This is a genomic window from Pseudomonas sp. FBF18, assembly GCF_024261405.1.
GTDB lineage: Bacteria > Pseudomonadota > Gammaproteobacteria > Pseudomonadales > Pseudomonadaceae > Aquipseudomonas > Aquipseudomonas palmensis.
Window position 1 is genome coordinate 239622 of sequence record NZ_QKRS01000004.1, and the last position, 26896, is coordinate 266517.

Annotated in this window: 27 protein-coding genes, 1 tRNA gene and 4 pseudogenes; 15 read left to right on the top strand and 17 right to left on the bottom strand. The window is 63.4% G+C overall.

What is annotated here, in order from left to right; genetic code table 11:
- Window positions 1–9 precede the first annotated feature (9 nt).
- Window positions 10–510, top strand: coding sequence for a DUF2878 domain-containing protein (locus DN387_RS09095; RefSeq protein ID WP_054914296.1), 501 nt, complete (start codon window positions 10–12; stop codon window positions 508–510).
- Here the strand turns inward: DN387_RS09095 and DN387_RS09100 are convergent.
- From DN387_RS09100 to DN387_RS09110, 3 genes are all read right to left on the bottom strand, one after another.
- Window positions 479–1003, bottom strand: coding sequence for a DUF3833 domain-containing protein (locus tag DN387_RS09100; RefSeq protein ID WP_054914295.1), 525 nt, complete (start codon window positions 1001–1003; stop codon window positions 479–481). The genes DN387_RS09095 and DN387_RS09100 overlap by 32 nt on opposite strands.
- Complete coding sequence (locus DN387_RS09105) at window positions 1000–1533, bottom strand: chalcone isomerase family protein (protein ID WP_054914294.1); 534 nt, start codon at window positions 1531–1533, stop codon at window positions 1000–1002. Before DN387_RS09105 ends, DN387_RS09100 begins: the two co-directional genes overlap by 4 nt.
- Window positions 1534–1644: 111 nt before the next feature.
- On the bottom strand, window positions 1645–1836 hold the full coding sequence (locus DN387_RS09110) for a hypothetical protein (protein WP_043861717.1): 192 nt from the start codon (window positions 1834–1836) through the stop codon (window positions 1645–1647).
- A gap of 168 nt (window positions 1837–2004) precedes the next feature.
- Here DN387_RS09110 and DN387_RS09115 point away from each other — a divergent pair, with 168 nt between their 5' ends.
- A complete protein-coding gene (locus DN387_RS09115; RefSeq protein ID WP_054914293.1) occupies window positions 2005–2406 on the top strand; it encodes a glycine zipper domain-containing protein in 402 nt (133 codons plus the stop codon).
- 71 nt (window positions 2407–2477) lie between these two features.
- Here DN387_RS09115 and DN387_RS09120 read toward each other — a convergent pair whose 3' ends face one another.
- The 3 genes and pseudogenes from DN387_RS09120 to DN387_RS26040 form a co-directional block, all read right to left on the bottom strand.
- Window positions 2478–2774 (bottom strand): hypothetical protein, encoded by a 297-nt coding sequence (locus DN387_RS09120; protein WP_043861715.1) that lies wholly within the window; start codon window positions 2772–2774, stop codon window positions 2478–2480.
- Between the two features lie 78 nt (window positions 2775–2852).
- The gene (locus tag DN387_RS09125) at window positions 2853–3224 is read right to left on the bottom strand and encodes a CZB domain-containing protein (RefSeq protein ID WP_321141387.1); all 372 of its coding nucleotides are present in this window, start codon (window positions 3222–3224) and stop codon (window positions 2853–2855) included.
- A pseudogene (locus DN387_RS26040) lies at window positions 3201–3941 on the bottom strand (methyl-accepting chemotaxis protein); the annotation flags it as partial. The pseudogene DN387_RS26040 and the gene DN387_RS09125, both read right to left, overlap by 24 nt.
- Window positions 3942–4162: 221 nt before the next feature.
- Between DN387_RS26040 and DN387_RS09135 the strand changes: the two are divergent.
- A complete protein-coding gene (locus DN387_RS09135) occupies window positions 4163–4570 on the top strand; it encodes a hypothetical protein (RefSeq protein ID WP_054914292.1) in 408 nt (135 codons plus the stop codon).
- 32 nt (window positions 4571–4602) lie between these two features.
- On the opposite strand, the gene DN387_RS09140 is transcribed toward DN387_RS09135, so the two are convergent.
- Window positions 4603–5025, bottom strand: coding sequence for a hypothetical protein (locus DN387_RS09140; RefSeq protein WP_043861713.1), 423 nt, complete (start codon window positions 5023–5025; stop codon window positions 4603–4605).
- Window positions 5026–5155: 130 nt separating this feature from the next.
- Between DN387_RS09140 and DN387_RS09145 the strand changes: the two genes are divergently transcribed.
- The 4 genes from DN387_RS09145 to DN387_RS09160 all read left to right on the top strand — a co-directional run bounded on the left by DN387_RS09145 (window position 5156) and on the right by DN387_RS09160 (window position 6730).
- Window positions 5156–5590: a GNAT family N-acetyltransferase gene (locus DN387_RS09145; RefSeq protein ID WP_054914291.1), complete on the top strand. Its 435-nt coding sequence runs from the start codon at window positions 5156–5158 to the stop codon at window positions 5588–5590.
- Window positions 5591–5636: 46 nt separating this feature from the next.
- On the top strand, window positions 5637–5891 hold the full coding sequence (locus DN387_RS09150) for a hypothetical protein (protein WP_054914290.1): 255 nt from the start codon (window positions 5637–5639) through the stop codon (window positions 5889–5891).
- A gap of 154 nt (window positions 5892–6045) precedes the next feature.
- Window positions 6046–6378: a hypothetical protein gene (locus DN387_RS09155; protein ID WP_043861710.1), complete on the top strand. Its 333-nt coding sequence runs from the start codon at window positions 6046–6048 to the stop codon at window positions 6376–6378.
- A 25-nt stretch (window positions 6379–6403) separates the two neighbouring features.
- The gene (locus DN387_RS09160; RefSeq protein ID WP_043861709.1) at window positions 6404–6730 is read left to right on the top strand and encodes a DUF2388 domain-containing protein; all 327 of its coding nucleotides are present in this window, start codon (window positions 6404–6406) and stop codon (window positions 6728–6730) included.
- 129 nt (window positions 6731–6859) lie between these two features.
- On the opposite strand, the pseudogene DN387_RS26130 reads toward DN387_RS09160, so the two are convergent.
- Window positions 6860–7051: pseudogene (locus DN387_RS26130) on the bottom strand (hypothetical protein); the annotation flags it as partial.
- Between the two features lie 170 nt (window positions 7052–7221).
- On the opposite strand from DN387_RS26130, the gene DN387_RS09170 reads away from it, so the two are divergent.
- Window positions 7222–8370: a serine hydrolase domain-containing protein gene (locus DN387_RS09170; protein WP_054914288.1), complete on the top strand. Its 1149-nt coding sequence runs from the start codon at window positions 7222–7224 to the stop codon at window positions 8368–8370.
- Between the two features lie 33 nt (window positions 8371–8403).
- Here DN387_RS09170 and DN387_RS09175 read toward each other — a convergent pair whose 3' ends face one another.
- The 3 genes from DN387_RS09175 to DN387_RS09185 all read right to left on the bottom strand — a co-directional run bounded on the left by DN387_RS09175 (window position 8404) and on the right by DN387_RS09185 (window position 9604).
- Window positions 8404–8700 carry a hypothetical protein gene (locus DN387_RS09175; RefSeq protein WP_043861706.1) on the bottom strand — a complete coding sequence of 99 codons (297 nt, stop codon included), beginning with the start codon at window positions 8698–8700 and terminating at the stop codon, window positions 8404–8406.
- Window positions 8701–8935: 235 nt separating this feature from the next.
- Entirely contained in the window at window positions 8936–9355 is a 420-nt protein-coding gene (locus DN387_RS09180; protein ID WP_143516626.1) for a hypothetical protein, read from the bottom strand.
- 39 nt (window positions 9356–9394) lie between these two features.
- Entirely contained in the window at window positions 9395–9604 is a 210-nt protein-coding gene (locus DN387_RS09185; RefSeq protein ID WP_054914287.1) for a hypothetical protein, read from the bottom strand.
- Between the two features lie 65 nt (window positions 9605–9669).
- Here DN387_RS09185 and DN387_RS09190 point away from each other — a divergent pair, with 65 nt between their 5' ends.
- Window positions 9670–10155, top strand: coding sequence for a GNAT family N-acetyltransferase (locus DN387_RS09190; protein WP_054914286.1), 486 nt, complete (start codon window positions 9670–9672; stop codon window positions 10153–10155).
- Between the two features lie 72 nt (window positions 10156–10227).
- Here the strand turns inward: DN387_RS09190 and DN387_RS09195 are convergent, their stop codons facing one another.
- The gene (locus DN387_RS09195; protein ID WP_082405690.1) at window positions 10228–10695 is read right to left on the bottom strand and encodes an anti-virulence regulator CigR family protein; all 468 of its coding nucleotides are present in this window, start codon (window positions 10693–10695) and stop codon (window positions 10228–10230) included.
- A 103-nt stretch (window positions 10696–10798) separates the two neighbouring features.
- Window positions 10799–10999, bottom strand: a complete 201-nt coding sequence (locus DN387_RS09200; RefSeq protein ID WP_054914285.1) for a hypothetical protein — start codon at window positions 10997–10999, stop codon at window positions 10799–10801.
- 175 nt (window positions 11000–11174) lie between these two features.
- Here DN387_RS09200 and DN387_RS09205 point away from each other — a divergent pair.
- Window positions 11175–11501: pseudogene (locus DN387_RS09205) on the top strand (nucleoid-associated protein); the annotation flags it as partial.
- 498 nt (window positions 11502–11999) lie between these two features.
- On the opposite strand, the gene DN387_RS09210 reads toward DN387_RS09205, so the two are convergent.
- Together DN387_RS09210 and DN387_RS09215 are read right to left on the bottom strand one after the other, a co-directional pair.
- Window positions 12000–12073 (bottom strand) — tRNA-Cys (locus DN387_RS09210).
- Between the two features lie 182 nt (window positions 12074–12255).
- Window positions 12256–14421, bottom strand: coding sequence for a methyl-accepting chemotaxis protein (locus tag DN387_RS09215; RefSeq protein WP_054914283.1), 2166 nt, complete (start codon window positions 14419–14421; stop codon window positions 12256–12258).
- Window positions 14422–14722: 301 nt separating this feature from the next.
- On the opposite strand from DN387_RS09215, the gene DN387_RS09220 reads away from it, so the two are divergent.
- From DN387_RS09220 to DN387_RS09230, 3 genes and pseudogenes are all read left to right on the top strand, one after another.
- On the top strand, window positions 14723–16669 hold the full coding sequence (locus DN387_RS09220) for a methyl-accepting chemotaxis protein (protein ID WP_054914282.1): 1947 nt from the start codon (window positions 14723–14725) through the stop codon (window positions 16667–16669).
- A 154-nt stretch (window positions 16670–16823) separates the two neighbouring features.
- A pseudogene (locus DN387_RS09225) lies at window positions 16824–18968 on the top strand (TonB-dependent receptor); the annotation flags it as partial.
- Window positions 18969–19209: 241 nt separating this feature from the next.
- Window positions 19210–21675, top strand: coding sequence for an EAL domain-containing protein (locus DN387_RS09230; RefSeq protein ID WP_054914281.1), 2466 nt, complete (start codon window positions 19210–19212; stop codon window positions 21673–21675).
- Between the two features lie 41 nt (window positions 21676–21716).
- On the opposite strand, the gene DN387_RS09235 is transcribed toward DN387_RS09230, so the two are convergent.
- Complete coding sequence (locus tag DN387_RS09235; protein WP_054914280.1) at window positions 21717–23201, bottom strand: PLP-dependent aminotransferase family protein; 1485 nt, start codon at window positions 23199–23201, stop codon at window positions 21717–21719.
- A 161-nt stretch (window positions 23202–23362) separates the two neighbouring features.
- On the opposite strand from DN387_RS09235, the gene DN387_RS09240 reads away from it, so the two are divergent.
- Entirely contained in the window at window positions 23363–24427 is a 1065-nt protein-coding gene (locus DN387_RS09240; RefSeq protein WP_054914279.1) for a phosphotransferase, read from the top strand.
- Window positions 24428–25747 (top strand): aspartate aminotransferase family protein, encoded by a 1320-nt coding sequence (locus DN387_RS09245; protein WP_054914278.1) that lies wholly within the window; start codon window positions 24428–24430, stop codon window positions 25745–25747.
- A gap of 96 nt (window positions 25748–25843) precedes the next feature.
- Here DN387_RS09245 and DN387_RS09250 read toward each other — a convergent pair whose 3' ends face one another.
- Window positions 25844–26878: an ABC transporter substrate-binding protein gene (locus DN387_RS09250; RefSeq protein ID WP_054914277.1), complete on the bottom strand. Its 1035-nt coding sequence runs from the start codon at window positions 26876–26878 to the stop codon at window positions 25844–25846.
- Between the last annotated feature and the right edge of the window lie 18 nt (window positions 26879–26896).

Sequence of the window (26896 nt, forward strand, 5' to 3'; positions counted from 1 at the left end):
TGGGCAGCGGTGCTGGGCAATGCGCTGCTGTTTCAGCTTGGCTGGTTCGCCTGCGTGCTGGGTGCTCGCCACCCCGCCTTGCTGGCAGTGGCAGTGGCCTGCCTGGTGACGCACCTGAGCTGCCTGGCCAGGCCCGGCGAGGTGCGCCTGATCGTCGCCGTCAGCCTGTGCGGCTGGCTGACCGACAGCCTGCTGCTGGCGCTTGGGGTGTTCGAGTTTGGCGGTCATCGTTGGCTGCCGCCGTTCTGGCTGCTGTTGCTGTGGCCGGTGTTCGCCTGCACCTTGCGCCACAGCCTGCACTGGACCGCCAACCCCTGGTGGCGGGCCAGCCTGCTGGGCGCGGTGGGCGGCCCGTTGTCCTACTGGGGCGGTGTGCAGCTTGCCGGTGCCAGGCTGCCATTGGGCACCTGGCCGAGCCTGCTGGTGCTTACCGCCGTGTGGGCCTTGCTGCTGCCGGTACTGCACCGTCTCGGCCGGCCTACTGCACCTGCTTGCGAAAGAACAAGGTGACCTGCCCGACTTCGATGCCGAACTTGGTCATGTAGGAGCGGTTGGCCAGGGTGTTCTCGTCCAGCAGGTACATCCAGTCGTCGAAGCGGATGGCCCAGGTCTTGCCGTCCACCGGTACGTCGAGCACGTACTGCCAGCGCAAGGCGAAACCGGCGTTCTGCCCGCGCGCCTCTTCCACCACATCCCCGGCCGTGCCGCGCCAACGTCCTGGGCCGTCCGGGCGAATGGTCCAGGTGCGTTGCTGCCGGGTGCCGTCGCTGTAGGTGAAGTGCTCGTTCAGCACCACGTTATCGCCTTCGCTGCGCCCTTCGATCAGCACGTGAAAACGCTTGATGACCTCGCCGGAACGCTTCTGCACGATGCCCCAGCCGTCGACGCGGCCGTTGAAGTACTGACGCAGGTCGAACGCCGGTGACTGGTTGCGGTAAGCCTCGACATCAACATTGCCGCAGCCGGCCAACAGCAGGAACACCAACAGGTACCAGGCTTTCATGGGGAGGCTCCAAGGAGTTGCCGACGCAAGTCGGGGTAGCGGCTGCGAGGGTCCAGCCAGATGGCGAAGAACGCACGGGCGAATGCCTGGTCACGCACTTCGTGCTGCAGGCGCTCCCCCACATAGAAGCGACAGCCAAGCCCGGGAACGTACACGCCCGTGATGCGCATACCCGCCTCGACATCCACGAACGCCTGCTGCATCTGCGCCTGCCACTGGTCCCGTTGCGCTGCCGTCAGCGGGGTGGCAGACAGACGCTGGATCTCCTCGAGGCTGACCTTGACCAACCGCTCGCGACTGACCGCGCGCCGGTAGGTGATCTCGAGGGCGAAGCCATCGCCCTCGTTCAAGCGTGCACCGGGGGCCCACAATCGCGCCGTATAGATATCCAGGCCCCAGGTCCTGAATTCAGCACTGCCTACCAGACGCGCATCCGGCAGGTCGGCCCGCCACCCCGCCTGGGCGTAACCGCAGGCCAGCACACCGATCAGCAACAGCAGCCTGCACAGCGCGATAGGTGGCGGTCGCATGCGGTACTCCCTGGCAGGCCCTTGGGCGGGGGGGCGGCGATACTTGCACATGGAAAATTTTATGTACAAGTTAATTGCCGTATCTGTACACGCTAGCACAGCCTGCAGAAATCACTGCTTGACGAACACTACCCACGACGGCGAGGAGTCGATGATCTGCTCCTTGAACTCGATCTGGACCTGCCCTGCCCCGAACAGGCTGATGTCCTTCAGGCCCAGGCCACCCTGAACCACCACCCGTGCATCCTGCGGAAGCCGCGACAAGGCTGCCACCAGCTCGCCAACGGTCTTGTACTGCGCCATATCAACCTCACTGTGCAAAAGCCAATCGGCCATCTTCGCCGAGGCCCGCGAAGCCTCGCAAGGGCGCACCACGTTTTTAAATGGCGCGACCGGAAACCAAACCTTCAGCGCGCGGTCTGAACAGCACCAAAAAATCATCTTGCAGATCAAGTACCTGAGGTTCACATCATGCGTTTCACCCTGCCTACCCTCGCCCTGGGTATCCTGCTGCCCCTGACTGCCGCTGCCGGCGACGGCACCACCGCCATCGGTGGCGGGCTGGGCGGCGCACTGGGCAATGTCGTTGGCCAGCAGATCGGCGGCAGCACCGGCGCCGCCATCGGTGCCGGGCTGGGTGGCGCTGCAGGTAGCGCGGCTGGTGCGCGCAAGGGCAACCGCACCCAGGCCGCCGTGGGCGGTGGCCTGGGGTCGGCTGGCGGCTCGCTGATCGGCAATGCGCTGGGCGGCTCCACCGGTTCGACCGTCGGCGCCGGCCTGGGCGGCGCGGCCGGGGGCGCGGTGGGCAATCATCTGGCAGATGACAACAGGCACAGCGCCAGCAAGCACAAGCGCAAGCACCGCCACCGTTAAGTCGCCTGCCACTACGCAAACGTCCGGCCATGTGCCGGACGTTTGCGTTTTGCATTGCAGCACAGTTGCAGTCAAACCACGCTGTACCACAGCACAAATGCCGCCATTGCGATGCCCTGCACGATCAGCAACACCCGAGCACCATCAGGCCGGAACGCCAACAGCCAATAGGCAAACACCAGTGGCAGGCACAGCAGGTTGGTCAGTGCCAGCGCGAAGATCGCCAGCACCGGGCCCAGCGAGGGGAACATGCTGGCCGGGCTCAACAGGCAGTACAGGGAAGCACAGAGACCAACCGCCGCAATGATGACTGCACAGACAACGCAGAAACGACGCGCGACGTCGCGCTCATCCAGCTCCCCAACCATGCAGCACTCCCTTTACCCGATCCGATCGCACGGATCCTACCACTTTTGCTCCCTCGCGCCGGTGCCTGCAACTGTCGATCAGTCGCCGCGATGGGCGAGCGCCTGCAGCACCTGGTTCACCTTGAGGCTGGCGGTCTCCATGCTGTCCAGCGAGGCCACCACCGCGCTCCAGTCCTTGTGCTGCGCCTGGTGCAGCGCATGGCTGGCCGATTCGTGGCAGATACGGTGGGGGTCGTCGAGCTGGGCGAATGCCCGGTCGTGCTGGTAGATCTGCTGGGTTTCCGGCATCAGGTACCACTTGCCCAGGCGGCAATGCTTGTGGTCCGACAGCTCAAGGTTCGGGTCCTGATTGAACAGGCGCAGGTACACCATCAGCTTGAACAACAGGTGGTCGAGCTTGACCGCCTCGCAGAACGAACTGAGCGCCATGTTCTCGATCAGGGTGGTCATGTGGTCACCCATCACCACCATTTCGTCCAGGGTCTGCGCCGAGGTCGACACGTCGCCAGCCAGGCGCGTGGCTTCATTGGAGAGGTTGCCGATCGAGTTGCTCGCCGCCGTGGTATCGACATTGATGGCGTCCACCAGCACACTGATGTCCTGGGTGGCCTGGTGGGTGCGCTGGGCCAGGGCCCGTACCTCGTCGGCCACCACCGCAAACCCGCGCCCCTGCTCACCGGCCCGCGCCGCCTCGATGGCGGCGTTGAGTGCCAGCAGGTTGGTCTGGTCTGAAATGGCCTTGATCAAGCCCACGATGCTGCTGATTTCGCTGACCCGCGCCTGCAGGTGGGTCACGCTCTCGACACTGCTCACGCCTTGACCGGCCATGTGCGTGAGCGAGGTGGAGAACGACGAAAGCAGTTCGGACGTCTCGCTGAACACGCCGCTGTTGGCCTTGAGGTGGTCGACCTCCCCGCGCAGGGTTTCGGCCTGGCTGACCACCCCATCACGGGTCTGCTTCATCGACTCGTCGAACATGCCCATCTTGCTGTGCAGATCACATTGGTAACGGCTGTAGGCATTGAGCTCGGCCTGCTCACCCTGGGTTTGCGCCAGCAAATCGGTCAGTTGCTGGTTTTCCTGCTGGAGCGCCAGATTCTGCTGCTTCAGCTCCTGCAACTCACGCGCCTGTGCGTTGACCTGTTCTCGCCACTTTCCACCAAACATTGCCACAACTCCCCGGCACGCAACGCCTATCGATATGTGCCTCGATTTTAAAGGCGCAGCAGGGAGGCAATATTGACATCAATCAGCCATCATGCATGAATTGGCCCCTTGCGCACTGCCCAGAGCGTCTACATCGCGTTTTTCGCGTCCTTGAAAATGCCCATGGCCATGGCACAGTGCGTGGGCTGCAGTGTTTTCTCTTCGTTGTCGCAGGTAGCTGTATGGACAAACTCACCACCTTTCGAATGGGCCTCACCCTGGCTGCCGTACTGGGCCTGATGCCCCTGACGCTGCTGTTCATTGCCGGGTGCATCGGTTTTTTCTTCCCGATGTTGGTCATCAGTGAGCAACCGCTGTTCGCGATACCCATAGCCATGGGCCTGATGTCGATTTCGTTGTTCGGCCTCTGGTCGTGCTGGAAGATCTACCTGCTGTCGATGGCTGAAATACCCGCGGTACCCAACCGCCGCCTGCTGATCTGCGGGGTGGCAGTCACGCTGATATGGGGCGGCGTGCTGGCCGGCTTCACTCACAAGTTCCCGCAGCTCGTGTACATCTTCATGATGCCCGGCCTGCTGTCGGCCGCCCTGTTGTGGCATACGCTGCGGCGGGAACGGCAGGCGGGGTGACGCGCCCCTTCATCCCCCCCTTGGTCATCGGCTTAGCGCTGGTCAGCCTCCAGCGACTTATCGGGCCTGCGCCGCTCGAGGGCGACCGCAAGCCCCGCCAGCAGAATGGCCAGCGCGTAGGCAAAAAGACCAAGGTTGACGCCCAGGATCATCTTCTCCGAACCGTCTGTGAGTACCATCGAGCCGCCGTAGCCATCGCGCAGCCAGTACGCCATCAGGAACCCGCCGGTGACGAACAGGGTCAGCAGGCTCGCCAGCCTCAGGTTATCGCGCCCCCACACCAGCCAGACGCTGTACGCACCAATGGCGGTATTGGTGAAGAGCTGCCAGGTTTCATGCAGGCGCGCGTGTGGCTCCCAGGCCTGATTGAAGACGTGGGTATCATTGATTTCGAGGATCGGTACCACGACGGCGTAAAACACGATACCAACGGTGACCATCAACTTCGCTATCATCGCAAACTTCCTTGTTCAGACCATGACGGGACTATTCGGCACTGTAGCGCCAAGTTGCGTATATCGCGACTTTTATGGATTCACTGTCCCTGAAGTACACTTCGCGGCATCAAACCGACAAGGCGAGACCATGAGCCTATCCATCAGGCAGGCCCTGGCAGAGGACATCCACCACCTGACAGGCATTGACGCTGTTGCACGCAACGATGAACGCCGCCGCGAGCAGCTTGCGCAGGCCATCGGCGCACGTGAGTGCTGGATTGCCTGCAAAGCGAACGACGCCGCCACCCCCTTGGGTTATGGTTGCCTGGACCGAAGCTTTTTCGGTGAGTACTTCATTCCCCTAGTGGTCGTTTCAGATGCATCCAGGCGCACCGGTGTCGGCCGCCAGCTGATGACGCACCTGGAGCGAGTCGCCTCGGCGCAGAAGGTGTTCACATCCACCAACACCTCCAACCTGCCGATGCGCCAACTCCTGGCACAGCTGGGCTATCAACACAGCGGGACAATCGAAAACCTCGACCCGGGCGACCCGGAACTGGTGTTCGTGAAGTTCATGGGTTGAGCGGGCTTGTCGCCAGGCTTCTACAGAACAGAAAAGGATTTCATCGATGGCATTTTCCCCGACAGAACGTACTGCCCTGCTGGCGCTCAAGGGCGTAGGCCCCACCGTCATCACCCGGCTCGAGCAGATGGGCATCGATTCCCTGGCCGAGCTGGGCAGATCGGATGTCACTGACATCCTTGCCCAGGCATCTGCCGCATTGGGCTCGACCTGCTGGAAGAACAGCCCCCAGGCCAGGGCCGCCATTACCGCAGCCGTGGACCTGGCCAGAGGGCTGGCCGACGGTGAGCCCGCGCGCTAGTTCCCTCCCCATCGATGGCGGCACCGCCCGGCGCAGCACTGGCATCGCCCGGGCGAATCTTTCAAAACGAGACTCAGCGCAGGGTAATGAAAACCATCACCCTGTAGTCTGCAGCGCTAACGCAACAATGATGCAACTAACAGGACCCGTGACCATGAAGTGCAAGTACCTGTTGCCCCTGGTGCTGCTGGCCGGCTGCACCACCCAGCCCAATCATCAGCCCAATCATCAAGGCATCGACTGGGGCCAGGGCACTTGCCCGGCCCCAGACCCGCAGAGCATCTCGCCCAACCACCAACTGGTGATCGAAGATGGCAAGACGCTCAAGTGCCAACTGCGCCCCTACGTGTCGAACATGGCATGCCAGGGCATCGTCGACAGCCAGAATGAAGGCGTCATCTGCCAGGACAACGTGGGCAACCAGATCATCTTTCTGTTCGACGACAAGGGCGTGCTGAGCCTGCATCGAAGCCTGAGATCACGCTAAGCCACCCGGTGCAATGGAACCGCAAATGACCGTATGGAACGCCCTGGGCGCCGCCCTGCTTGTCCTGGCCAGCAGCCACGCTGCGGCTGCCGAAAACGCCAATCCGTTCGACAAGGCGCTGATGTACACCACGTTCGTGCCGAGCATCCTGGTGGCGGGCACCACCGCGCTGACCTTCAATGCGCCCGATCTGTTCAAGTCGGCCAGAAGCGACGCGCTGGCCTTCGTTGGCTCGGATGGCCAGATACGCGGCGCACAGTTCGAGCAGGCGTCTCGGCATTATCGTGCGACCGCCCGGCCACCTTTGATGACAGATCGGCAGCTGGCTCAGGCGATCACCGCCACCTACTGACCAGGCGAGGGTTCAGGCACCGGACTCAGGATCGCTCGCAGGCACGTCGCGCGTCTCCTTTCTCCCATCGCCCTGCTCGCGCAATGGCGAGCCCGCATGCGGGTGGTCGTCGCGACTGTGGTTTCCTGCCTCGGGATGCTCGCTCAGTACCGAGTTGCCGGCCTCCACATCGGTCATGTCTTCTTCGACCGCCGCTTCGTCGTCAGGCGGCAGTGGCACCTCTGGCGCCTCGCGCCTTGGATCGTGACCGGTTTCGTTGTCGGTGGTGCGCGTAACGCCCTGCTGTGACCTGTTGCCAGGTGCGTTCTCGTCGATGTCCATGGTGCTTCTCCAGGCTGCTGCACGGGATGCCCGCGCATAAGCGTGAGAAGCCTCGCAGGGTGTGGGAGTGCCGGGCATTGGACGAACGGTGCGCACAAGCGCAGGGCACCGGCACCCCCACCGCGCAGTACGGGCTAGAGTTCAGCGCTCGATCGAATGGAGTCAATGAGATGCAGGTACAAGGACGATGTGACGCTGCTTTTGAACCGGTCCGCCAAGCCTTCGCCGCCATCCTGGAAGAGCCCCACGAGCGCGGTGGCGGTGTCTGCATACAGGTCGGCGGCAAGACCGTCGTAGACATCTGGGGCGGCGTGAAGGATGCGCACGGCCATGCCCCCTGGCAGCGCGATACCCTGGTCAACGCCTATTGCACCATCAAGCCGATCACCGCTGTGGCGGTACTCATGCTGGTGGAACGGGGCCGACTGGGTCTGGATGATCCCGTGGCCAAACACTGGCCTGAATTCGCTCGACACGGCAAAGAACGAATCACCCTTCGCCAGGTGTTGAGCCATACCAGCGGCTTGCCTGCGCTGCGCCTGCCGGATCGCACGCCCCACATGTACGACTGGAACCACATGGCCCAGGTGACAGCAGACGAACAGCCGTGGTGGTCGCCAGGCACACAGGTGGGGTACGGCGCGACCACCTATGGCTGGATCATCGGTGAGCTGATCCGCCGGGTGGACGGTCGCGACGCCGGGGTTTTCATACACCAGGAGATCCTCGAACCCCATGCGCTGGATGTGTTCCTGGGCGTGCCTGCCGATCAGTTCAAGCGTATCGCTCACTTCGAGCATGCGCCCGGCCGAGTGGGTGACCGGTTCGCACAGGACCTGCGCACCCTCATCCTCAATGAGCCTGCGCATGTGGCGACCCTGGCATTCACCAACCCCAGCCTTTCACCCACCCGTACGGGTAATCCGCGCTGGTGGGGCTACCACCAGCCGGGCGTCTGCAGCCATGGCAACGCCCATGGCCTGGCGGGCTTCTACAGTGCCCTGCTGCAAGGCAAGTTGTTGGGGCCACAACTGTTGAAGGCGTTCGGCACAGAGCAAAGTGCAGGGTTCGACCAGACCCTGCGGCGCCCCATGCGCTATGGCCTGGGTTGCATGATGGAACATGCCGCCGACCCTGACGCGTCCTATTGCATGGGGCCGCAGGCATTCGGTCATGTTGGGCTGGGCGGGCCGGTGGCGTTCGCAGACCCAGACCGGGAGATGAGCTTTGGTTTCGTGACCACCACCATGGGCAGCCATGTGCTGATGGACCCTCGCGCCAGAACGCTTGCGGCACTTGCCTTCGCAGCGGTTGAGTGACGCATCGTGCCAGCGCTTACCGGGCGCTGGCGTTCAGTCCTGATCGGCCAGTTCGCAGACGCCATTCGCACGATTCTTGCCGGTGTACGACACATCCGGCGAGCCGTCGGGCCTGATGGTGAGCGACACGGTTATCCCGCTGCCCTTGGCTTCGAAATAGTTGTCGTTGAATTTCTTCAACGTGGCCTCTTTGCCATTGATATAGATCGGCCCGCCTTCATCGGCGTGAACCTCGATGTTGCCTGGGCAGGTGGCGTTAAGCAGCGGGATGTCCGCATGGGCAATGCCGGCAGCGCTCACCAGCAAGGCGCCCAACAGTAGCTGTTTCATCGAATTGTCTCCTGAGTCGGCCAGGTGCCGAAACATCAGCAATAGCTCACTTCAACGGTGCACGCCACCCTGGTGCAGGGGCGGATGAATCGAATGCGCTACCACAGCGATGGATTCAAGATGAAAAGAGCCCCTCTCGGTCAACCAGCAAAGTGGCTGCAAGCAAAATGCCACCAAGTGCAAGAATGTTCGGACCTGTTTTAAAATGCGCACTTTGTCATTTCAAAGGAATGAACTAGTGGTAAGTCACAATGCCGTCGCGTGCCCACACTGTCACGGGCAAAATGTTCAACTGCTGTCCGTTATCCATGCCGCAGGCACCTCCCGCATCAAAACCACTCATCAAGTGCAATCCGGAGTAGGGCCAAGTGTTACGGTCGAGACGACGGGTAAACATCAGACTGACCTGGCCGCCAGCGTCTCTCCCCCACCAGGCAAACGCTTGCTGGGGCCCGTCATACTTACGATCGTGGGCTCCATCATCCTGTATGACGGCCTTAAACTCATGAACACCTGGTGGGGAGTCGATTGGACCAGGTTCTTCATTGGCGTTGCGTTCATTGCAATCGGCGTGATCGGTTTTGTTCGTCATTGGCGGTTCAACGTCGCGCAATACGACAAGTTGGAAGTCTGGCGCCGTAGTTGGCTGTGTCATGCTTGCGGCACCCGATTTGAGCCCTCATAACGTGTGAGGTCACTGTACCGACGCATACTTGAGCCCGTCTAGCGCGGGCTTTTTTTGAGCCATTTTTCTGCATGAGCATAATTTAAGGGCCGCCAGCTTCTGGTTGTACTCGTCGAGGCTCATGCCGCAGGCGCTGTCACTGTAGTTATTGGCTAGGTTCAGCTTTTTCTGGTTGATCCGGTCGGCGATGGTGGCGGCATCGATCTGCTCATCACGCACCTGGACGTTGAAATAATGGTGAGTTGCCGGTATTGGTGAACATCAAGTCATCCGCAAGGCAAATCATGCAGCTAACGTTCCGACATCTCAGCGATGTTTCAACCGATGCCATCATGGCGCTTAACAACAATCCAGATGTCTTACGCCAGATGCCCCTGGGTCGCCCCGACTTTGACGAAAAAAAATGCAAGGCATGGGTCGCCCAAAAAGAGGCCCAATGGGTCCTTAACGGATATGGGCCCTGGGCCTTCTTCGTCGAGAATGAATTTGCCGGTTGGGGTGGGCTACAGAAAGAGGGCGACGACGCCGATCTTGCCTTGGTGCTCCATCCACACTACTGGGGATTGGGAAAGGTAATTTTCAATGAAATCGTACGGCGCGCTGTTCAGGAGTTGAGGCTGGAGTCGATTACCCTACTGCTTCCACCAACCAGAGTTCGAATCAAAGGTGTCCTGCGCCTAGGGTTTCGCCCTGACGGAGAAGTTGATATCGACGGTACGCACTTCAGGCGCTATCGGCTCCTTGTCAGTCCAAGCGCACAGCACCCGTAACCCTTCAACTCGCATCCAGAGGAGCAAGCGCGCCGCCTGTAAAGCCTGATGCGAGCTTCTAATAGATCGAGCTTAATCCAGCACTCCATTTATCACTTCGTAGATGATGCCAGTGGCAATAGCAACGAGAATCAAGTCTGTGCCAGCTTGTTGCCACTCATAGCCATCGTAGCGCGGTAGATGGCCGATAAGTCTTGCGTCGAGCTTTTTCGCGATGCCAGGAGGGAGCGGTTTTCCTCGTGCCAAGTTCTTCTGGATGCCAGGCGGTAGTGCTGGGCCTGGGGCCCAATAATTGTGGTAACTGTTCAGAACGTTCAGGACGCTGCCACGATCAATGTTCGGGCCGTGGTCCCAGTCATTTTGCCCTGAACGCGTTCCCTTAGCCCCGCTCCCCTGGTTGCCGTGGCCTTGAGCATTGTGAGCGTTACCCTTTCCGTTGCCTTGCCCTTTTCCATTACCGGGGTCAGCGCATGCGCCGACCGAGCCTGTAACTAAAACAAGGCTTGATAGCACTGAGATCAACGTTTTCGATTTGAGCATGGCCGTACTCTCAGAAAGGGGATAGCCCCTCCAATGTAGACGACGCTGTATGAAAAGGTTCATTCACCCCCATGCCGCATCCGGCCACGGAGGGTCACCAGAGTCACCATCTGCCTGCCAGGTAGAACATGCCTCCTGCAAACACAGTCAAGATGATGCCGTCCAGTACATCGCCAAATGCGGCGTTATCTGAGCACCATGCTTCGAGCTGTGCGGCCAGAAAGAAGATCGCAATGAACAACACGACGCCCGCGATGCGCCGCTGAACCTTGAACCTGGCTTTGTCGGTTCCGAACCACAGCATTCACGCCTCCTTCAGTCATCCATCCATAACCGCACGATAACTTGCGTAGGCGCTCAGGTCACGAAGGGCGGCGCATGCCGCCGCGAAGCACTACGTCTTGCCCCACCTGAATGCGCTCCCGCATTGACCCTGTTCCGACCGGTTGATGTTGATATTTGGGCCTCACTACACGGTGCAGGTGCTCGATGAAGATCGACCCGCGACCTTCGCCGAATTTATCAAGGCCGGGGACTACGGCCTGATGGAAAGCTTCACTGCGCACAAGCGCACCCTGAACCAGTTCAGGCGCTACACCGGTCGAGCAGAGGGTTTGTCGATCAGCTTCGAGCCTCACTTGCTCGGCTCCAAGATTGAGTTCGACCAGGACAGCAGCAGCCTGACTATCCGCAACCTGCCAACGCAGCTTACTGATCAACTGAAGCGCCGCGCGGCCTGCCCCTTCGGCGCCGCCCGCCAGTGCCTCAGCGCTTGTCATGGAGCTCGGGAGGCCAAGCGCTCATGAACCACATCATTCCGGGAATCATCACGTAGATCCAGTGCTTGCCAGGGTAAACGCAGATGCCGACAGTCCAGATGACGAGCAACGTACCGCCCGCTCGCCGACGCCGCCGCGGCGTGAACCATTCCTGAAATACCTTATGCTTTTCCCGCAGTTTCACTACCACTCTCCCTGTTTGGTAAGCGGCGAAGCATAACACCAGCAGCGCTGCCCACCAGCGCCTTCCCGCCATACGAAAACGCCGCCTGATGAGGCGGCGCTGACTGTAACGGACGTTACCAGGTCTTTGGCTCTGACTTTTTGTACGAGCCACCAGTCATGCACTTCTCGACCAGGGAAAGAGGAAATCACCAAGCGTGTTTATCGCCGAGTCGGTGAAGTGGTCAGCCCGACCAAGTAGAGGGCTGATGCGGAAACGATGCCTCAAGATGCGGAAACGATCAGGTTTTCTATCGCCCAAAGAAAAACCCCGCAGACGTTAATCTGCGGGGCTTTCAATAATGGAGGCCGAGGTCGGAATCGAACCGGCGTAGACGGATTTGCAATCCGGAGCATAACCACTTTGCTACTCGGCCTCAAATGACTGAACCCTCTGAAGCAGCTCAATCACGTACAAACTGTAGAGATTTGCATCTCATTGAAAACGTTGAGATTTTTATTTCTCGTCGCTTTCGATGGACGCCATTATGTCCGCATTCGGGAGGGCTTGCAACCCCCTGATTTAAAAAAGATTTGGGGTGGGTTTTCGCCAACGGGGTCATGCGGCGGCAGGCTCTCCTGCCCCGCGGCTGACTTCGAACACGCCCACCAGCTTCTGCAGCTTGTTCGCATTCAAGCGCACGGTCTCGGCACTGGTGTGCAACACCGTCACGGTCTGGCGCATTTCCAGTGACGCCTGATCGACCTCCTTGATGGTGCGCCCGTACTCGAGGCTGCGCTGGTTGAGCTGCTGGATGATGCCGAACATGTTCTCCACGGCCCGGTGCAATTGCACGTTCTCGGACGAGGCCTGCTCGGCCAGGCGCAGGCTGTCATCCACGTCCTGCACGCCGCTCTGCATGAAGCCCACGGCCTGCTGCGTCTCGCTGTGCAAACCGTCGACCATCGTACGGATATCGTCGGCCGCCCGTGCCGTGCGCGCCGCCAGGCTGCGCACCTCGTCGGCCACCACCGCAAAGCCGCGACCATGCTCGCCGGCACGCGCCGCCTCGATGGCGGCATTGAGCGCCAGCAGGTTGGTCTGGCTGGTGATGTCGCTGATCAGCCCGGTGATGTTGCCGATCTCGGCCATGCGGCTGTCCAGCAACCTGACACTGGACGATGAACGCTGCACCACATCGCGAATCGACTGGGTGCCCGCCTGCACGGTCAGGAACTGCTCCCGCGCCCGGCTGACCACCTCGTCCATGGCCTGCTTCATCTGCTCGGCGCCGGCCGAGGCCTGCTGGATCTCGCCCAGTTGCTCCTCCACGATCACCATCATGCGGTGCACGGCATCGGCCACCTCCTCGGAGGTGAGGCTGGCGGCCTGGCTGCGCCCCAGCATCATCTGGTTGGTGGTGCCCACGCTGTGGCTGGCCTTGATCACCTGCCCCACCACCGCGTCCAGGTGGTCGATGAAGCTGTTGATCCAGCGCCCCATGTCGCCGGTCTCGTCATTGGCCATGCGCGTGGTGTCCAGGCGCTGGCGCAGGTTGCCCTCGCCTTCGGCGATGGCCCTGATCACGCCGGTCATCTCGCTCAGGCGCGCGGCGAGGCGCTGCGGCCCCAGCACGCTGAACACCAGCGCGGCCAGCAGCAGGCTCACGCCCTCGCACGCATCGATCAGGCCCTGGTCGAGGCCGCTGTAGTGCTGCACCAGGTAGTTGCTGACGAACAGGCCGAGCATGGTCGCCAGGTAGGGCTTCATCAGGCCGTAGCTCAGCGAGCGCCGCCGGTACACCTCCTCCAGGTCGGCTTCGCACATCATGCCCCAGCGGTCCGGCGAACCGGGCAACTGAAAGGTCACACCCTTGCCCACCACGGGAATGTGGCGGTAGTCCGAGTAGCCGGGGTAGCTCACGAACAGGTTGGCGCCGGTGCGGATGGTTTCGCGCACGCCAGGGTGCAATTGCCCGGTGGCCGGGTCGGTGAAGCGCAGCTCAAGCTCGGTGTGGCGCTGCACCTGCACGGTCTTCCACGGGGTGTGCACGCCGCTCTTGAGGTTCTCGCCGTGGCTGAAGGTGCCGTCCTCGAAGCGCGAGCGCGACAAGGCCACCCCCGGCTGCAGGCCGGGGTCGAAACGCGACTGCACCATGAACAGGTAGTTGTCCCCGGACTCGGCAAAGATATGCCCGGCCTCGCGCTGGATCAGGTCGCCCAGTACGTCGTTGGGCACCCGTGCGCACAGGCAGCCCACCACCTGGCGGTCGACCTTGATCGGCTGGTAGAACATCAGCGTCACTTCATCATGAAAGCTGGAGGTCGACGGGCCGATCGCCAGGGTCAGCGGGTCGCTGTAGGGCCCATGCAGAAACGGCGCCTTCAGCCCCTCGGCCAGCGGCCGTGGGTCGATGCGCGGGCGCGTGCCCTGGCCGCGCCAGGTCGAGGCAAGCACCTCGCCCGCCGCATCCACGACGAACAACTCGGAAAAGTCTTCGGCCTGGGCCAGCTTCTGCTGCAATACCTGCCCATCGAGGCTGCGGATGTCGTTGCCGGCACTGGCGGCCAGCTCCGCCAGGTGCTCCCACTGCTCCTGGGCCCAGCCCTGCAGCAACTTGACGCGGGTTTGCGCAATGGCTTCGAAGGTCTGCCCGATCACCGGGTACGCCGATCGGTTGAGGCGGCAGGCCCAGCCCATGGCCAGTTTGCCGGTCTTGCCAAACCATGGCAGCCAGCGCTTTTCTGCGGCGGACAGTTGCATGCAATTGTTCGATAGCGACATTTACATCTCCCGATACGACATTCCTTTGTCCATTCGGCAGGCAACTACCAGGCCAACGCAAAAAACCACCTTGAAAACCGACGCGCAAGCCAGCCAGATAGCACTCTGCCAGCCCCTTCCATGCCCCTGCGAACCCACCTTTTCTGCGCCCCGAAACGGCGCATGAACGCGCTTGTGTGCACCGCAGGAGTGCGCAGATGAAATGTCCTACAATCCTTGCCTTTGCTGCTCAAGCGGCCGCTCGCCACGCCGATAACCCGACCAGACGAAACAACAATTAAACGGCGTCAGCGGAGCGGATATGAACATCAAACAGAAACTCACGTGGGGCTTCGCGACCATCGCCTGCGTACCGATACTGGTCGTCGCTACGCTGGTGATACTCAACATCCGCCTGGAGGCGCGGGACAACTTCGTCGACGGCAGCGACCGCGAGATTCGACAGGTGGCCAATGCCATGCAGTTGTTCTTCGACGGCATCAGCCAGAACATCGAATTTCTCAGCAAGCTGCCCATGCTGCAGAACACCGACGCCAGCCTGAAGAAGTACATTTCGCCCGACGCCCCCACGCTGCCGATGGGGCCGCAGGACAAACCGGTGTTCGACTACTTTGCCCGCCTCGGCGCCAGCCACCCGGCCTATGGCTACATCTCCATCGGCACCACCGAGGGCGGCTACATCTCATGGCCCGAAGACCCCAGCCTGGCCAACTACGATCCGCGCCAGCGCCCCTGGTTCAAGATGGCCCAGGCCAACCCGGGCAAGACCCTGCGTACCGCCGCCTACTACTGGGCCAACGACGACGCGGTGCTGGTCAGCACCGTGCGCAGCCTGCCCAACGCGCTGGGCGCCAACGGCGGCGTGGTGAGCGTGGATGTGTCGCTCAAGCAACTGACCGAGATCATCAAGCAGCTCAAGCTGGGTGAAACCGGCTACGTGATGCTGCTGGAGCAGAGCGGCAACATCCTGGTCGACCCCAAGCAGCCGGCGCACAACTTCAAACAGCTCGACAGCCTCGGCCAGGGCTATGCGCAACTGGCCAAGACTACCCAGGGGCTGGTGGAGATCGAGCTTGACGGTGAGCGCTACATGGCCAACGTGTGGCCTTCCGAGCAACTGGGCTGGCGCTTCATCGGCCTGGTCAAGCAGAGTGAAGTGATGGCCTCGGCCACCCGCCTCACCTGGCTGATCGTCGGCATTGCCGCCGCGCTTGGGCTGCTGTTCGCCTTCGTCGGTGCCAGCTTTGCCAAGGTCATCGTGCGCCCGATCAACGACGTGTCCCACGGCCTGGAAGGCATCGCCCAGGGCGAAGGCGACCTGACCCGCAACCTGCATGTGCGCGGCAACGACGAAACGGCCCAGCTCTCGGGCTGGTTCAACCAGTTCCTGGGCGCGATCCGCAGCCTGATCCAGCACATCATGCACGCCGCCGATGGCATCCTGACCAACTCCCACAGCGCCACCAGCGTGTCCAACGAAATGGCCGACGCCGCCAGTCGCCAGCGCGAGGCCGTGGACATGGTGTCGACCGCCTTCCATGAAATGGTCGCCACCGCCAACGAGGTCGCGCGTTCGTGCAGCCAGGCCGCCGAGTCGGCCGACAACGGCCAGCGCCAGGCTTCCGAGGGCCAGCAGCAGATCGACGCCGCCGTGGGCAGCGTCGACCAGCTCAGCCAGGAAATCGCCCAGTCGGCGCAATCCATGCAGCAGCTGGAGCGCGACAGCAACGCCATCCAGTCGATCCTCAGCACCATCCGCTCGATTGCCGAGCAGACCAACCTGCTGGCCTTGAACGCGGCCATCGAGGCGGCGCGGGCCGGCGAGCAGGGGCGCGGCTTTGCCGTGGTGGCCGACGAAGTGCGTGCTCTGGCCAAGCGCACGGCCGACTCCACCGCCGAGATCGACGGCATGCTCGCCAACCTGGCCCGCGGCACCAGCCAGGTCGCAGCACAGATGAACACCAGCCTGAGCCTGTCGCAGGACTCGGTCAGCCGCATCGGCGAGGCACGCACCCGCTTTGGCCAGATCCGCGAGTCGGTGGACATGATCCGCGACATGAACACCCAGATCGCCACCGCCGCCGAAGAGCAGCACCAGGTGGCCGAAAGCATCAACCAGCACATCAGCCAGATCCACGGAGATGCGCAGCGGGTGGCGCGACTGGCCAGTGAAGCCAAGAGCGATGCGTTCAACCTGACCCAGCTGTCCAACGAAATGAACACGCTGGTACGGCGCTTCAAAACCTGAAAAAAAGGCGCTGCACGATTTATTTTGCAGCGCCTCTGTCACTTTTTGTTTCTCGTGCGGCAACAGGGTTACTGAGAACCATTCACATCAGGAACCTGACCCCATGTCCGTTGCCGCCCCTACGCCCCGCCCTCACCTGCTGGCGCTTGCGATTGCCTGCGCCGGTATCGCCACGCCGCTGCTGGCCGCCGATGAACAGGCTGTGCCCCAAGCCCGGCTGAACCTGCCGCAAACCGACGTCAACGCCACCCGCATCGCCGACGGCAGCGCCGAAGCCGGCTACCTCACCGACTCGCTGAAGAACGTCGGCGCCCTGGGCGGCATGGCCCTCAAGGACACGCCCTATTCGATCAGCGTGGTGTCCAGCGAGCTGATCCGCAACACCCAGGCCACCTCCACCGACGACATCTTCAAGCTCAGCCCCTTCACCCAGTTCACCTCGCCCTCGGGCGCCGGCTATGCCAGTTCGGTGGCGATCCGCGGTTTCAACGACCTGGGCAATCTCAACATCGCCAACGACGGCCTGCGTTTCAGCAATGGCTCCGACAGCGGCAACTTCGTCGAGGAGATGGAGCGCCTGGAGATCGTCACCGGCCTCAGCGGCTTCCTGTATGGCCCCGGCAGCCCGGGCGGGCTGGTCAACTACGTGCTCAAGCGCCCCACCTACGAGCGCTACAACAGCGTGACCCTGGGCAACGCCGGCGGCGAGAACGCCTATGTGCACGGCGACTTCGGCGGCCCGATCGACGATCAGGGCGTGCTGGCCTACCGCGTCAACGTGCTGGCCCAGGACGGCGAGACCGCCATCGACCTGCAGAACCGCCGTCGCAAGATGGTCAGCCTGGCGCTGGACTGGAACGTCAGCGACGACCTGCTGGTGCAGTTCGACGCCTCGTACAAGAAAAACCAGACCCACGGCCTGACCAGCTACTGGTACTTCGCCGACCAGCGCCTGCGCCCCGACGCCGATCAGTTGGACAACGACAAGCTCTACAGCCAGCGCTGGGCGTTCTCCGACAGCGAGCACGAGCGTGTCGGCAGCCGCTTCAACTGGCGCCTGAACGAGGTGTTCAGCCTGCGCGGTGCGGTGGCCCACGACCGCAACCGCACCCAGTACGCCTACACCGGCCCCACCGTGACCTCGCCCGGGGTCTACAGCCAACCGCTGTACGCCTTCGCCCCGGTCGAGCGCGAGGAAACCTCGGCCTACCTGTTCGCCGACGCGGCCTTCGACACCGCCAGCATCGGCCACAAGGTCACCTTCGGCTACCAGGGCAACGTGGCGCGGGTACGCGACTACACCGACTACATTCCCTTCCCGGGGCCGCAGTACCAGCCGGTGGGCGGCAACGGCTCGATCCCGCTGGATGAAACCCCGCAGTACGCCAAGCCCGACTACTCCATCGGCCACGGCGACCAGCGCCTGTCCTCGCGCACCCAGGCCGACAACCTGCTGCTGGGCGATGTGATCACCTTCAACGAACAATGGTCGACCATCCTCGGGGTCACCCGCACCCGCATCAAGACCTTCAGCGACAACTTCGTGTGGGCCGAATCGTTCGGCACCCCGAGCCAGATCGACAACTACAACCAGAGCAAGACCTCGCCCAACGTCTCGCTGATCTACAAGCCGCTGCCCTGGCTGACCACCTACGCCACCTACATCGAAGGCCTGCAGGCCGGCGGCATCGCGCCCAACACCGCACTCAACGCCGGCCAGGCCATGGCCCCGGCCATCAGCGAGCAGTACGAGGTGGGGGTCAAGGCCGAAGTGGGCGAAGCCCTGCTGACCCTGGCACTGTTCAACATCGACAAGCCCAATGGCTACACCAACCAGCAGCAGATCTACGTGCAGGACGGACGCCAGGAGAACAACGGCCTGGAGTTCGGCATCACCGGCAAGGTCACCCCGCAGCTGACCCTGGTCAGCGGCCTGACCCTGCTCGACCCCCAGGTGAAGAAGGCGGCCAACGCCAGCATCGAGGGCAACAAGCCGGTGGGCGTGGCCAGCCAGCTGGCCAAGGTGTACGCCGAATACGACCTGAACGGCGTGCCCGGATTCGCCGTGACCGGCGGCGCCTATTACACCGGCAAGCAGTACGTGGATGAGGCCAACCACTACAGCCTGCCGTCGTTCACCACCTTCGATGCCGGTGCGCGTTATCGCCTGCCGCTGGCGGAAAACGCCCTGACCCTGCGCGCCAACGTCAGCAACCTGACCAACAAGGCGTACTGGCTGAGCGACCACTTCCTGGGCGCGCCGCGTACCCTGACGTTCTCGGCACAGCTGGAGTTCTGAGCCCCTTCGCCGGCATTGCCGGCTCCTGCACGGGCGCACGCAGCCTGCAGGAGCCGGCGTTGCTGGCCAAATGCCCACCTCGCGCCGCGCAAATCCCTGAGCGCCGCCAAAATCAGTACCAAAGAACCATTGCCGTTCGCATCCGGCCCTGATATTGAGTGTGCCGCTTTGCGCACCCGCGCCTTTCGTTTCCTCTTGCCCACCCCGCTGGCTTCATCCCCACGCGATCCGAGATGCCGACATGATTGAAAACTCCGATGTAATGTATCGCCTGCTGGTACAGAGCGTGATCGATTACGCGATCTACATGCTGACCCCGGAGGGTGTGGTCAGCAACTGGAACGCCGGGGCGCAGCGGGCCAAGGGGTATACCGGCGAAGAGATCATCGGCGAGCATTTCTCGGTGTTCTACAGCGCCGAGGAGCGCGCCACGCAGTTGCCGCAGAAAAACCTGCAGACCGCCCGCGACCAGGGCCGCTTCGAGGCCGAGGGCTGGCGCCTGCGCAAGGACGGCAGTGCGTTCTGGGCGCACGTGGTGATCGACGCGGTGCATGACGACGACGGCCACCTGGTCGGCTTTGCCAAGGTTACCCGCGACTGCACCGAACAGCGCCGTGCCCTGCTCGAACAACGTGAACAGGAGCGTCACTTCCGCCTGCTGGTACAAGGCGTGAACGACTACGCCATCTACATGCTCGACCCGCTGGGCCATGTGATCAACTGGAACGCCGGCGCCGAGCGGGCCAAGGGCTACACCCACGACGAGATCGTCGGCCAACATTTCTCGGTGTTCTACACCCCGGCGGACCGCGCCGCCGGCCTGCCCGCCCAGAGCCTGGACGCCGCACGCCAGACCGGCCGCTTCGAGGCCCAGGGCCTGCGCCAGCGCAAGGACGGCTCGCACTTCTGGACCAACGTGGTGATCGAAGCCATCCACGACGACGATGGCCAGCTGCTGGGGTTTGCCAAGATCACCCGCGACATCACCGAGCGCCGCCAGTACGAACTCGACCTGCTGGCAGCCAAGGAGCTGGCCGAAGCGCAGAGCGAGAAAATGGCCGCGCTGTCGCAGTTTCTCGACTCGGTGATCAGCAACATCCCGTCCAGCGTGATGGTGCTGGACGTGGCGTCACGCCAGATCCTGCTGGCCAACCCGCAGGCCGAGAAGCTGTTCTCCAGCCAGCAGTGCGCCCTGGTCGGCAGCACCCCGCAGCAGAGCCTGGTGCCGGTGATGGCTGGCTACCTCGAACACCTCACCGAGCATTGCCTGAACCATAACGGCCTGCACCTGACCGAAGACCACCTCGACACCCCGCTGGGCCGACGCACCCTGCGCTCACGCACCCTGCTCAGCCGCAACCCGCAGGTGGGTGCGGGCCACTATGTGCTGCAGATCGCCGACGACGTCACCGACGAGATCGCCGCACACGCGCAGATTCACCACATGGCGCACCACGACGAACTCACCGGCCTGCCCAACCGCACGCTGTTCCACAACTGCCTGGAAGAGGCCCTGGCCGACGGGCAGGCGCGCCAGCACATGACTGCGGCGCTGTGTCTGGACCTGGACAATTTCAAGAACATCAACGATGCCCTGGGGCATGCCTTCGGCGACCGCCTGCTGCGCGCCCTGGGCCAGCGCCTGCGCAGCGTGCTGCGCGACCAGGACACCCTGGCGCGCCTGGGCGGTGACGAGTTCGCCGTGGTGCTGCCGCACCTGGCGCGCCTCGAGGATGCCCAGCGCACCGCCACGCGCCTGATCGAGGCAGTGGCGCCGGCGTTCCTGATCGACGGCCACAGTTTCTCGGTGGGCCTGAGCGTGGGTATCGCCATCGCGCCGGTCGACCACCACAAGGCCGACCAGTTGCTGCGCTACGCCGACATGGCCCTGTACGAGGCCAAGCGCAACGGGCGCAACCGCTACGAGCTGTTCCACCCCGAGCTCGACGAAGCCGCGCGGCGCCGCCGCATCATGGAAACCGACCTGCGCACCGCGCTGCACCTGGGCCAGCTGCACATGCACTACCAGCCGATCATCGGCAACGACGGGCAGATCACCGGCTACGAGGCGCTGATGCGCTGGCAGCACCCGGTCAAGGGGCAGGTCATGCCGATGGACTTCATCCCGATTGCCGAAGAGACCGGGCTGATCCACGAGGTGGGTACGCGGGCGCTGAACCTGGCCTGCCAGGAGGCCGCCAGCTGGGCCACCGAGCAATCGGTGGCGGTCAACCTGTCGCCGGTGCAGTTCAAGAACAGCGACCTGGTGGAAGTGGTGCAGCTTGCGCTGACCGACGCCAGGCTCGACCCGTCGCGCCTGGAACTGGAGATCACCGAATCGGTGCTGCTGGAGAACAGCGACGGCAACCTGCGTACCCTGCAGGCGCTCAAGGACATGGGCGTGCGTATTGCCCTGGACGACTTCGGTACCGGCTACTCCTCGCTGGGCTACCTGCGCTCGTTCCCGTTCGACCGGATCAAGATCGACAAGTCGTTCGTGCACGACATGGGCGAAAGCCGCGAGGCGATGTCGATCATCCGCGCCATTACCGGCATGAGCAGCAGCCTGCTGATCAACACCACCGCCGAGGGGGTGGAGACCGAGGCGCAGTTCAAGCAATTGCAGGCCGAAGGCTGCTCGCATTTTCAGGGGTATCTGTTCGGGCATCCGCAGCCGGCTGACAAGCGCCAGAAGGGAGGCCGGTAGAGCAGCGAGCGCGCAGGCCGTTTCGCCGGCAAGGCCGGCTCCTACACGACAGGTGCGGGAGCCGGCCCTGCCGCCACCTGATCGTACAGCCGCCGCAGCCGCTGCACTGCCGCCTCGATCTCGCCCACCTTGACCCCGCCGTACCCCAGCACCAGCAGGTTGTCGTCATCGGCGTCGGGCTCCACGCTGTAGCCGCCGCGCAGCACCAGCCCATGTGCCGGGGCCTGCGCCAGCATCTTGCGCGCCGTGCCCGGGGCACCGATGCGTACCGCCAGGTGCAACCCCGCCTGCCCCGCCGAGTACCCGATCAGCGCCCCGAACGCCTCGTCCAGGCACTGCTGCAGGCAACTGCGGCGCTGGGCGTACTCGGCGCGCATCTTGCGGATGTGCCGGGCGAAATGCCCTTCCTGGATGAAGTCGGCCATCGCCGCCTGAATCGACAGGTACCCTGGCCGGTACAGCTGGATCAGGCCCTTGCCGAAGGCCTCGGCCAGCCCCTCGGGCACCACAAGGTAACTCAGGCGCAGCCCCGGGAACATCACCTTGCTGAAGGTGCCCAGGTAGATCACCCGGTCTTCGCCACCGAGCCCCTGCAGCGACGGCATCGGCTCGATGTCGTACCGGAACTCGCTGTCGTAGTCATCCTCCACCACCCACAGGTTGTTGGCCTGGGCATACGCCAGCCAGTCACGCCGGCGCTGCAGCGACATGATGTTGCCGGTGGGGTACTGGTGCGACGGCGTGACGAACGCCAGCCGCGGCGCAGCAGCCGGCACTGCAGAAGGCAGGCAGGCGCCCTGCGCATCGATCGCCAGCGGCGCGCAGTGCAGCCCCGCCGCCGAAAACACCACCGGCGCCCCCCAATGGCAGGGGCTCTCGACCCACACGGTGTCCCCCGGGTCGCCCAGCAGCTTGGCCACCAGGTCCAGCGACTGGTGGGTGCCCTGGGTCACGATCACCTGCGCCGGGCTGCAACGGACCGCGCGGGCCGCATACAGGTAGGCACTGAGCGCCTCGCACAGCGGGCGGTAGCCGCCCTGATCCACGTAGCCGGCCAGGTGCGCCTGGCGCTTGCTCAGGTAGCGGTTGTGCAGGCGCTTCCAGATATGAAACGGAAACAGGTCGGCGTCCGATACGCCGCCCACGAAGGCGCCCTCGGCCCGCGCCACCGCGCCGAAGCGCGCGTTGATCGCCTTGCCCCGGGCCGACAGCGGCGCCTGATCGGGCGTATCGGGGGCCGGCACGCCGGTTTTCACCTGGGGCAAGGTGTCGGCCACGAAGGTGCCGCTGCCGGGCCGGGCGTACAGGTAGCCCTCATCGAGCAGACGGTCGTAGGCCAGCGACACGGTCAGGCGCGAGACCAGCAACTGCTCGGCCAGCGCCCGGGTGGAGGGCAACTTGTGGTTGACCGGCAGGCGCCGCTGCAGGATCGCCGCCTGGATCGCCTGGTACAACTGGCGCTGCAGGGTCACGCCGCCGTCGCGGTCCAGCGTGCCGACCAGCAGGTCGTGGAGAAGCGATGCCATCGGGTGCCTCACTGCAGGGGCGGAATCGGAACCGCGAGCATACAAGTGGCCTTAACAACTGATCAACTCTGGATATAACCGATATAGCCAAACAGGCCTATGTTCGAACCAGTGCTGGCCTGACACCCCAGCTTTCCCGGCAATCGACAGAGTGATGTTCAGTGACCCTTCACACACCCCCTGCCTTCGACGCATTGCTGGTCGCAGCTCCGCCCAAGGTTTCGGCCGAACAGGCGCAGGCCGTGGCAGCGCAGTACTTCGGCCTGCACGGCGCGTGCCGCCTGCTCACCGGCGAGCGTGACCTCAACTTCCAGATCACCTGCGCCGACGGCGCCCAGTACCTGCTCAAGGTCTCCAACGCGGCCGAAGACCCGCAGGTGGCCGACTTCCAGAACCAGGCGCTGCTGCACATCCAGCACTGCGACCCGACCCTGGCGGTGCAGCGCATCTACCCCAACACCAGCGGCAGCTACCAGATCCCGCTGATGTTCGATGGCCAGCCGCTGCTGGTGCGGTTGTTCTCGTTCGTCGACGGGATCTGCCTGCACCGCGTCGAACACCCCGACGTGGCGCTGCGCAGCAGCCTGGGCGAGCACCTGGCCCGCCTGGGGCTGGCCCTGCGCGGCTTCTTCCACCCCGGCGCCGGGCACGAGCTGCTGTGGGACCTCAAGCACGCCTCGCGGCTGAGCGACAAGATCGGCCTGATCCAGGACCCTGAAGAGCGCCAGCTGGCCCAGCACTTTCTGGACAACTTCGAGCGCCACGCACAACCGCACCTCAAGGGCCTGCGCGCCCAGGTGATCCACAACGACCTGAACCCGCACAACGTGATCGTCGATGCCAGCCAGCCGCACCCGGTGCGCAACATCCTCGATTTCGGCGACATGGTGCATGCCCCGCTGGTCAACGACCTGGCCGTGGGCGCCGCCTATCAACTGGGCAGCCAGGGCGACCCGCTGGAACACGCTGCACCGTTCATCCGCGCCTACCACCGCATCGCGCCGCTGGAGCCGCTGGAACAGGAACTGCTGGTGGACCTGATCGCCACCCGCCTGGTGCTGACCGTGACCATCACCAACTGGCGCGCTGCGCTGTACCCGGAAAACCGCACCTACATCCTGCGCAACGCGCCGTCTGCCTGGCGCGGCCTGAAGGCCCTGGCTGACGTGCCGCGCGAGGTCGCGCAGCAACAGATTCGTCGTATCTGCTCCGAGGAGACGCTGTAAATGACCATGATCAATGGCTTCACCGCCGAAGATGCCGCACGCCTTAGCGAAACCGAACGTGCCCTGATCGAGCGCCGTGCGCGCGTGCTGGGCCCGGCCTACCGCCTGTTCTACGAACACCCGCTGCACCTGGTCAAGGGTGAAGGCGTGTGGCTGTACGACGCCGACGGCAAGCGTTACCTAGATGCCTACAACAACGTGGCCTCCATCGGCCACTGCCACCCCAAGGTGGTCGAGGCGCTGTACGAGCAGGCCAAGGTGCTCAACACCCACACCCGCTACCTGCATGAAGGCATCCTCGACTATGCCGAGAAACTGCTGGCCACCTTCCCGCCCGAGCTGGACCAGGTGATGTTCACCTGCACCGGCAGCGAGGCCAACGACCTGGCCCTGCGCATCGCCCGTCAGTACACCGGCGGTACCGGCCTGATCGTGACCCAGCTGGCCTACCACGGCGTGACCGACCAGATCGCCGCCGCCTCGCCTTCGCTGGGTGCGGGCGTGCCGGTGGGTGACTTCGTGCGTACCGTGCGGGCTCCCGACGCCTACCGCCTGGGCGCCGAGAACGTGGCACAGATCTTCGCCGACGACGTGCGCGCCGCCATCGCCGACCTGCGCCGCTGCGGGATCAAGCCGGCAGCACTGCTGCTCGACGGCATCTTCGCCAGCGATGGCGTGCTGTCCGACCCGGCCGGCTTCCTGCAGCAGGCGGTGGCCGTGGCCCGCGAAGAGGGCCTGCTGTACATCGCCGACGAGGTGCAATCGGGCTTTGGCCGTACCGGCTCGCACATGTGGGGCTACCAGCGCCATGGCGTGCAGCCCGACATCGTCACCATGGGCAAACCCATGGGCAACGGCCAGCCGATTGCCGGTGCGGTGTTTCGCAGCGAGGTGCTCGATGCGTTCGGTCGCACCGCCCGCTACTTCAACACCTTCGGCGGCAACCCGGTGTCATGTGCAGCAGCCAACGCGGTGCTCGACGTGATCCAGGGCGAAGGCCTGATGGCCAACTGCGCGGCGGTGGGCGAATACTTCAAGGCGGGTCTGCAGGGGCTTGCCGAGCGCTACCCGCTGATTGGCGACGTGCGCGGGGCCGGGCTGTTCGTGGGGGTCGAGCTGGTGACCGATCGTGCCAGCAAGGCGCCGGCCACCGAGGCAACGGCACGGGTGGTGAACGGCATGCGTGAACGTGGCGTACTGATCAGTTCGGCGGGGCCGGCGGCCAACATCCTGAAGATCAGGCCGCAGTTGATCTTCCAGCGCGAGCATGCCGATCTGTTCGTACAGACGCTGGAGGCGGTGCTGAAGTCGCTGAACTGACAGCAAGAGGCATTGACGGTTGTGGCCCTTTCGCCAGCAAGGCTGGCTCCTACAACGATTGGTGCAGGAGCCAGCCTTGCTGGCGAAGGGGTTCACTCACTTGGTCTTGGCAACCCAGGCATTGAAGCGCTGCTCGAGGTCTTCGCCGTTGTTGACCCAGAACTCGCTGTCCATCGGGATGGCCTGTGCCAGGTTGTCCGGCGCGGTGTTCAACTGCGCCGCCAGTGCAGGGTCAAGCAGCCCGGCGGTATGCAGGTTGGTCGACCCATAGCCCAGCTTGGTGGTGTGGATCTTCTGGTTTTCCGGGCGCAGCGAAAACGCGATGAAGTCCTCGGCCAGGGCCTTGTTCTTGCTGCCCTTGGGGATCGCCCACGAGTCGATGGCGTAGATGCTGCCATTCCATACCGTGTGCACATTGGCGCCGGCCGCCTGTGCGGCGAACACCCGGCCGTTGAACGCGGTGCTCATCACCACGTCGCCGCTGGCCAGGAACTGCATCGGCTGCGCACCGGCCTCCCACCACTGGATGTCGGGCTTGATCTGGTCCAGCTTGCGGAATGCACGCTCCACCCCTTCCGGCGTCGACAACACCTTGTACACGTCGGCATACGGCACGCCATCGGCCATCAGTGCCGCTTCCAGGGTGTACTTGGCGCCCTTGCGCAGGCTGCGCTTGCCCGGAAACTTCTTGGTGTCCCAGAAATCGCTCCAGCCGGTAGGCGCCTGCTTGAGCTTGTCGCCGTTGTAGGCCAGCGCCATCGACCATACCAGCAGGCCGCCGCCGCAGTCCGACAGGGTGCCGGGCACGAAATCCGATTCCTTGCCGATACGGTTGAGGTCCAGGTGTTCGAACAGGCCCTCCTCGCAGCCACGGATCAGTTCGGCGCTCTCGACCTGCACCACGTCCCAGTTGACGCTGTTGGTGTCGACCATGACCTTGATCCGGCCCATTTCGCCGTTGTATTCACCCGCTACCACCTTGCTGTGGCTGGCGGCGGCAAAGGGGGCGTAGAAGGCCTCGGTCTGTACATCCTTGCTGGCACCGCCAAACGAAATCACGGTGATTTCGGCAGCAAGGGCGTTGGCGGCAAAAGCACTGAGCAACACGGCGGCAATGGTGGTTTTTTTCATGTCTACCTCTGTAATTTA

Excerpts from the sequence above, each read along its gene's own strand:
- DN387_RS09100 (WP_054914295.1), bottom strand. The coding sequence starts at position 1,003 with ATGAAAGCCTGGTACCTGTTGGTGTTCCTGCTGTTGGCCGGCTGCGGC.
- DN387_RS09105 (WP_054914294.1), bottom strand. The coding sequence starts at position 1,533 with ATGCGACCGCCACCTATCGCGCTGTGCAGGCTGCTGTTGCTGATCGGT.
- DN387_RS09110 (WP_043861717.1), bottom strand. The coding sequence starts at position 1,836 with ATGGCGCAGTACAAGACCGTTGGCGAGCTGGTGGCAGCCTTGTCGCGG.
- DN387_RS09115 (WP_054914293.1), top strand. The coding sequence starts at position 2,005 with ATGCGTTTCACCCTGCCTACCCTCGCCCTGGGTATCCTGCTGCCCCTG.
- DN387_RS09120 (WP_043861715.1), bottom strand. The coding sequence starts at position 2,774 with ATGGTTGGGGAGCTGGATGAGCGCGACGTCGCGCGTCGTTTCTGCGTT.
- DN387_RS09125 (WP_321141387.1), bottom strand. The coding sequence starts at position 3,224 with ATGACCACCCTGATCGAGAACATGGCGCTCAGTTCGTTCTGCGAGGCG.
- DN387_RS09135 (WP_054914292.1), top strand. The coding sequence starts at position 4,163 with ATGGACAAACTCACCACCTTTCGAATGGGCCTCACCCTGGCTGCCGTA.
- DN387_RS09140 (WP_043861713.1), bottom strand. The coding sequence starts at position 5,025 with ATGATAGCGAAGTTGATGGTCACCGTTGGTATCGTGTTTTACGCCGTC.
- DN387_RS09145 (WP_054914291.1), top strand. The coding sequence starts at position 5,156 with ATGAGCCTATCCATCAGGCAGGCCCTGGCAGAGGACATCCACCACCTG.
- DN387_RS09150 (WP_054914290.1), top strand. The coding sequence starts at position 5,637 with ATGGCATTTTCCCCGACAGAACGTACTGCCCTGCTGGCGCTCAAGGGC.
- DN387_RS09155 (WP_043861710.1), top strand. The coding sequence starts at position 6,046 with ATGAAGTGCAAGTACCTGTTGCCCCTGGTGCTGCTGGCCGGCTGCACC.
- DN387_RS09160 (WP_043861709.1), top strand. The coding sequence starts at position 6,404 with ATGACCGTATGGAACGCCCTGGGCGCCGCCCTGCTTGTCCTGGCCAGC.
- DN387_RS09170 (WP_054914288.1), top strand. The coding sequence starts at position 7,222 with ATGCAGGTACAAGGACGATGTGACGCTGCTTTTGAACCGGTCCGCCAA.
- DN387_RS09175 (WP_043861706.1), bottom strand. The coding sequence starts at position 8,700 with ATGAAACAGCTACTGTTGGGCGCCTTGCTGGTGAGCGCTGCCGGCATT.
- DN387_RS09180 (WP_143516626.1), bottom strand. The coding sequence starts at position 9,355 with ATGACACAGCCAACTACGGCGCCAGACTTCCAACTTGTCGTATTGCGC.
- DN387_RS09190 (WP_054914286.1), top strand. The coding sequence starts at position 9,670 with ATGCAGCTAACGTTCCGACATCTCAGCGATGTTTCAACCGATGCCATC.
- DN387_RS09195 (WP_082405690.1), bottom strand. The coding sequence starts at position 10,695 with ATGCTCAAATCGAAAACGTTGATCTCAGTGCTATCAAGCCTTGTTTTA.
- DN387_RS09200 (WP_054914285.1), bottom strand. The coding sequence starts at position 10,999 with ATGCTGTGGTTCGGAACCGACAAAGCCAGGTTCAAGGTTCAGCGGCGC.
- DN387_RS09215 (WP_054914283.1), bottom strand. The coding sequence starts at position 14,421 with ATGTCGCTATCGAACAATTGCATGCAACTGTCCGCCGCAGAAAAGCGC.
- DN387_RS09220 (WP_054914282.1), top strand. The coding sequence starts at position 14,723 with ATGAACATCAAACAGAAACTCACGTGGGGCTTCGCGACCATCGCCTGC.
- DN387_RS09230 (WP_054914281.1), top strand. The coding sequence starts at position 19,210 with ATGATTGAAAACTCCGATGTAATGTATCGCCTGCTGGTACAGAGCGTG.
- DN387_RS09235 (WP_054914280.1), bottom strand. The coding sequence starts at position 23,201 with ATGGCATCGCTTCTCCACGACCTGCTGGTCGGCACGCTGGACCGCGAC.
- DN387_RS09245 (WP_054914278.1), top strand. The coding sequence starts at position 24,428 with ATGACCATGATCAATGGCTTCACCGCCGAAGATGCCGCACGCCTTAGC.
- DN387_RS09250 (WP_054914277.1), bottom strand. The coding sequence starts at position 26,878 with ATGAAAAAAACCACCATTGCCGCCGTGTTGCTCAGTGCTTTTGCCGCC.